Annotated in this window: 4 protein-coding genes; 1 reads left to right on the forward strand and 3 read right to left on the reverse strand. The window is 70.1% G+C overall.

What is annotated here, in order from left to right:
• Positions 1-31: 31 nt before the first annotated feature.
• A complete protein-coding gene (locus H5411_RS28495; RefSeq protein WP_183125611.1) occupies positions 32-925 on the forward strand; it encodes an NADP-dependent oxidoreductase in 894 nt (297 codons plus the stop codon).
• Here the strand turns inward: H5411_RS28495 and H5411_RS28500 are convergent.
• The 3 genes from H5411_RS28500 to gltB all read right to left on the reverse strand — a co-directional run.
• Complete coding sequence (locus H5411_RS28500; protein WP_101434910.1) at positions 922-1,293, reverse strand: MerR family transcriptional regulator; 372 nt, start codon at positions 1,291-1,293, stop codon at positions 922-924. The two genes, H5411_RS28495 and H5411_RS28500, sit on opposite strands and share 4 nt — an antisense overlap.
• 63 nt (positions 1,294-1,356) lie before the next feature.
• Entirely contained in the window at positions 1,357-2,865 is a 1,509-nt protein-coding gene (locus tag H5411_RS28505) for a glutamate synthase subunit beta (protein ID WP_183125612.1), read from the reverse strand.
• 68 nt (positions 2,866-2,933) lie between these two features.
• Positions 2,934-6,000: glutamate synthase large subunit (gene gltB / locus H5411_RS28510; RefSeq protein ID WP_183125613.1), on the reverse strand; the 3,067-nt coding region annotated here is incomplete at its 5' end.

Below are 6,000 nucleotides of genomic sequence, written 5' to 3' on the forward strand. Positions count from 1 at the left end.
CGAACCGACCGTGCCGCAGAAGGGATCCACGATGAGCACAGCCTTGGGATATCGGGAGTTCGGCGCCGCCGACGTCCAGGAATTCTTCGACCGGCCGGATCCGGTGCCCGGCCCCGCCGAGGTTCTGGTCCGCGTCGCGGCCGCTGGGGTGAACCCGCTCGATCATCTGCTCCGGTCCGGGCACGTTCGCGAGCTGAATGGCCACGTGCCGTTTCCCCAGGTCTTGGGGATGGAAGCGGCCGGAACGGTGCTCGCGGCGGGCGAGGACGCGACCGGTCTCGAAGTCGGCGACCGGGTCACCGGGTTCGCGTTGACCGGGGCGGGCACGTACGCGGAAACGACGCTGCTGCTCGGCGAGTCCACCGCCCGCATCCCGGACACGCTGCCGTGGACCTGGGCGGCGACCATCCCCGTCGCGGGCACCACCGCGCTCGACGTGCTCGATCAGCTCGACCTGCCCGTGGGCGCGTCACTGCTGGTGAACGGGATCGGCGGCGGAGTCGGGATCGCGGTGGCGCAGCTCGCGCGGGACCGCGGGCTCGTCGTGACGGGCACGGGAAGCACGGCCAAGCGGGAGCTCGCGACGAAGTACGGCGCGGCTTTCATCGACTACACGGCGAGCAGCGTCGTGGGCCGGTTCGACGCCGTGGTCGACACCGTTGGCGGCGAGTCCCTGCGCACGGTCGCCCCGTTGGCGAAGAAGCTCATCGCGGTCGGGGACCAGTCGGTGACGGAGCTCGGCGGCGAGTTCGTTCACCGTCGGCTCGATCGGGCGAGCCTGGAACGGGTCGCCGAGCTGATGGCCGCCGGGCGGCTTGACCCGCACATCACGGGGACCTATCCGCTCGCGCGGGCGCACGACGCGTTGGCGCTCGTCGAATCCCGGCATGCCTCGGGCAAGTTAGTGCTCGACCTGAGCCTCTAACCCGAGGCGGCCTCGCCTTGCCGGTACCGGGTGTTCGCCTCGATCAGCACGTCCAGGGCGTCCCTGGCCTCGGCGAGCCGGGCCATGTCCGCGGTCAGGCGGTCGCGTTCGGACACCATCGTGGCGAAGGCATCCTCGATGATGTCCGCGTCGTCGGTGTGCACGCAGGGCAGCAGCCGGGCGATCACCTTGCTGTGCAAGCCCGCGTCGAACAACCGGCGAATGAGTTCGACCCGTTCGACCTCGGTCGCCAGGTAATGCCGCTGTCCGCCCGCGGACCGCGTGCTCCGCACGAGGCCCTGCTGCTCGTAGTACCGCAGCGAGCGGGCACTGACCCCGGTCTTCCGGGCTAGTTCGCCGATCCGCACGTCAACCAGCTTAAAGAAACGGGCCCCGGCGCGCCGTTGCGCCGGGGCCCGAGCCAGGGGCAATCACACCACCGCGAGCGGCAATGCGGTCGGGTGCACGGGAGCCGGAAGGTCCGAAGCGCCCGTCAGGAACGTGTCCACCGCCGCCGCCACCGAGCGGCCTTCCGCGATGGCCCACACCACGAGCGAAGCGCCGCGGTGGGCGTCGCCGCAGACGAAGACTCCGGGAGTTTCCGTCTGCCAGTCCGAACCGCACGACAGGGTGCCGCGGCGGTTCAGCGTCAGGTCGAGACCCTCCAGCAGCGGCATTTCCTCCACGCCTTCGAAGCCGATCGCCAGCAGGACCAGGTCCGCGGGGAGCGTTTCGACGTGGTCGTTGACCGGGATCACCTCGCGGCGGCCGGTTTCCGGGTCCTTCTGCACGCGGACTTCCTGCAGTTCCACGGCTTTGACGTGCCCGTTGCCGTCGTCGACGAACCGCTTCACGGCCACCGCGAACTTCCGCTCGCCCGCTTCCTCGTGCGCCGGGTAGGTGCGCAGGATGTACGGCCAGGTCGGCCACGGCGACCGCTCGTCGTCGCGGGTCTGCGGCGGCATCGGGTACTGGTCGAGCTGGGTGACCGACAGCGCGCCCTGGCGGGTCGCGGTGCCGTAGGAGTCCGCGCCGGTGTCGCCGCCGCCGATGATCACGACGTGCTTGCCGTTCGCGTCGACCGGCGACGGGCCGTCGCCCTCCACGAACTTGTTGGCCGGCACCAGGTGCTCCATCGCCAGGTGGATGCCCTCGAGCGAACGGCCCGGCGTGATGTGGTCGTCACGGCCGCGCAGGGCGCCGACGGCGAGCACCACCGCGTCGTACTGCGCGCGCAGGTCTTCCACCGACAGGTCGACGCCGACCTCGCAGCCGGTGACGAACTTCGTGCCCTCCTTGCGCAACTGCGCCAGGCGCCGGTCGAGGACCTTCTTCTCCATTTTGAACTCGGGAATGCCGTACCGCAGCAGGCCGCCGAGCCGGTCGTCGCGTTCGAACACGGTGACCTCGTGGCCCGCGCGGGTCAGCTGCTGCGCCCCGGCTAGCCCGGCCGGACCGGAGCCGACGACGGCCACCTTGCGGCCCGACGACACCTCGGCCGCCTGCGGCTGCACGTACCCGGCTTCCCACGACTGCGCCGCGATCGTCTCCTCGACGCGCTTGATCGCCACCGGCCCGCCGGACAGCGGCGAGATCGACAGCACGCAGCCCGCCTCGCACGGCGCGGGGCACAGTTTCCCGGTGAATTCCGGGAAATTGTTGGTGGCGTGCAAGCGATCGCTCGCCGCCGCCCAGTCGCCCCGGCGGACGAGGTCGTTCCATTCCGGAATCAAATTGCCCAGCGGACAGCCGGCGCCGCCGGAGTGGCAGAACGGGATGCCGCAGTCCATGCACCGCGACGCCTGCGTGCGCACCTGCTCGTTGCGCTCGTCCGGCGGAACGTCCGCGTAGACCTCGCCCCACGAGGAAAGCCGTTCCTCGTAAGACTTCTTCTTCGGCTCTTGCCGTTCGTACTTGAGAAAACCGGTGGGGTCAGCCACGAGCCGCCTCCGTGTTCTGCGGGATACCCGCACCCAGTCGGCACTCGCGACCGCGGCTCCGCCCATTGTCAGCCACGAGCTGCCTCCATGATCGCTTCGTCGACGTCTCGGCCGGCCGCGCGGGCCGCCTTCGCCGCATCGAGAACCCGCTGGTAGTCGCGCGGCATCACCTTGGTGAACGCCGCGGAGCGCCGGGTCCAGTCGCCCAGGAGCGACGCGGCCACGGCCGAGCGGGTGAGGTCGTGGTGGCGCTGCACGATCTGCTTGAGCCAGGCCAGGTCCTCCGGAGCGGGCGGAAGCAGGTCCACCATGTCCTGGTTGACCTTCGCCGGGTCCAGATCGAGCACGTACGCGCTGCCGCCGGACATCCCGGCCGCCAGGTTCCGCCCGGTCGGGCCGAGCACCACCGCGCGGCCGCCGGTCATGTACTCGAACGCGTGGTCGCCCACGCCCTCGGCCACGACCGTCGCGCCGGAATTGCGGACGCAGAACCGCTCGCCGACCTGCCCGCGCAGGAACATCTCGCCGGACGTCGCGCCGTAGGCCAGCGTGTTGCCCGCGATCGTCTGCTGTTCGGCGGCGAAGCTCGCGTCCGGATGCGGACGGACCACGATCCGGCCGCCGGACAGGCCCTTGCCGACGTAGTCGTTGGCGTCGCCGACCATTTCCAGCGTGATGCCGCGCGGCAGGAACGCGCCGAGCGACTGCCCGGCCGAACCGGTGAGCAGCACGTGGATCGTGCCGTCCGGCAGGCCTTCCCCGCCGTAGCGGCGCGTGATCTCCGAGCCCAGCAGCGTGCCGACAGTGCGGTTCACGTTGCGCACCGGCAGTTCCAGGCGCACCGGATGCGCGTCCTCCAGCGCCGCCTCGGCGAGCTGGATGAGCGTGCGGTCGAGGGCGTGCGCCAGGCCGTGGTCCTGTTCGCGCACGCGCCGCTTGGCACCGCCGTACGGCGTCTCCGCGGGCATCTCGAAGACCGGGCGCAGGTCGAGCCCGGAGGCCTTCCAGTGCTGCACGGCCTCGTCGGTGTCGAGCATCTCGGCGTGCCCGATCGCCTCGTCGAGGGTGCGGAATCCCAGCTGTGCCAAGGTTTCCCGCACTTCTTCGGCGACGAACTCGAAGTACCGCACCACGTGGTCGGCCTGACCGGTGTAGCGCTTGCGCAGCTCCGGGCTTTGGGTAGCGACGCCGACCGGGCACGTGTCGAGGTGACACACGCGCATCATGATGCAGCCCGCCACGACGAGCGGGACCGTCGCGAAGCCGTACTCCTCGGCGCCGAGCAGCGCCGCGATCACGACGTCGCGGCCGGTCTTCATCGCACCGTCCACCTGCACCGTGATCCGGTCGCGCAAACCGTTGAGCAGCAACGTCTGCTGCGTTTCGGCGAGCCCGATCTCCCACGGCGTCCCGGCGTGCTTCAGCGAGTTCATCGGCGACGCACCGGTGCCGCCGTCGTGCCCGGAAATCAGCACGACGTCCGCGTGCGCCTTGGACACGCCCGCCGCGACGGTGCCGACGCCCAGCGAGGACACCAGCTTCACGTGGATGCGGGCCTTCTCGTTGGCGTTCTTGAGGTCGTGGATCAGCTGGGCCAGGTCCTCAATGGAGTAGATGTCGTGGTGCGGCGGCGGGGAAATCAGCCCCACGCCCGGCGTCGAATGCCGCGTGCGCGCGATCCACGGATACACCTTGTTCGGCGGCAGCTGCCCGCCCTCGCCCGGCTTCGCGCCCTGCGCCATCTTGATCTGGATGTCGTCGGCGTTGACGAGGTACTCGCTCGTGACGCCGAACCGGCCCGAAGCGACCTGCTTGATCGCGCTGCGCCGCTGCGGGTCGTACAGCCGTTCCGCGTCCTCGCCGCCCTCGCCGGTGTTGGACCGGCCGCCGATGCGGTTCATCGCGATGGCGAGGGTTTCGTGCGCCTCGGCCGAAATCGAGCCGTACGACATCGCCCCGGTGTTGAACCGGCGCAGGATCGCCGACGCGGGCTCGACCTCGTCCAGCGGGATCGGCTCACGCGCGCCTTCGCGGAACTTGAACAGCCCGCGCAGCGTGCCGCCCTCGCGGTAGAGCCGGTGCACTTCTTCGGTGTACTTGCGGTACACCTCGTCGCGCCCGGTCTTCGACGCGTGCTGCAGCAGGAACACCGTCTCCGGCGTGAACAGGTGCAGCTCGCCCTCGCGGCGGTACGCGTACTCGCCGCCGGTGTCGAGCCCGCGGTGGACCCGGTCGGTCGGGTTGTCCGGGTACGCCCGGCGGTGGCGCACCGCGACCTCTTCGGCGAGCACGTCCAGCCCGACGCCGCCGAGCTTCGACGACGTTCCGGTGAAGTACTCGTCGAGCAGTTCCTGGCTCAGGCCAAGGGATTCGAAGACCTGCGCCGCGGTGTACGCGCCGACCGTGGAAATGCCCATTTTGGACATGATCTTCAGGACGCCCTTGACGAGCGCCTGCACGTAGCTGCGGATCGCCTTCGCCGGTTCGATGCCGGTGATCGCGCCCTGGCTGATCATGTCTTCGATGGTTTCGAAGGCGAGGTACGGGTTCACCGCCGCCGCGCCGTAGCCCAGCAGCAGCGCGATGTGGTGCACCTCGCGGGCGTCGCCGCTCTCCACGACCAGCGCGACGCGCAGCCGTTCCTTGGTGCGCACCAGATGGTGGTGCACGGCGGAAACCAGGAGCAGCGACGGGATTGGCGCCATCCGGTGGTCGGAATCGCGGTCGGACAGCACGAGCGTGCGCGCGCCCGCCGCGATCGCCTCGGACGCGTCGCGCCGCACCCGTTCGATCGCCGCCGCCAGCGCGTCCGCCCCGCCGTCCACTTCGTACAGTCCGGAAAGGACACTGCAGGCGAAACCGGGCAGGTCGCCGTCGTCGTTGATGTGGATGAGCTTGGCCAGCTCGTCGTTGTCGATCACCGGGTACGGCAGGTTCAGGTGCCGGCACGAGGCGGGCCCGGGGGCGAGCAGGTTGCGCTCCGGCCCCATGATCCGGCTCATCGACGTGACCAGCTCTTCGCGGATCGCGTCCAGCGGCGGGTTGGTCACCTGCGCGAAGTTCTGCTTGAAATAGTCGTACAGCAGCCGGGACCGCTTGGACAGCACGGCGACCGGGGTGTCCGACCCCATCGAC

This window comes from Amycolatopsis echigonensis (assembly GCF_014174495.1).
In the GTDB taxonomy this organism is placed as follows: Bacteria; Actinomycetota; Actinomycetes; order Mycobacteriales; family Pseudonocardiaceae; genus Amycolatopsis; species Amycolatopsis echigonensis.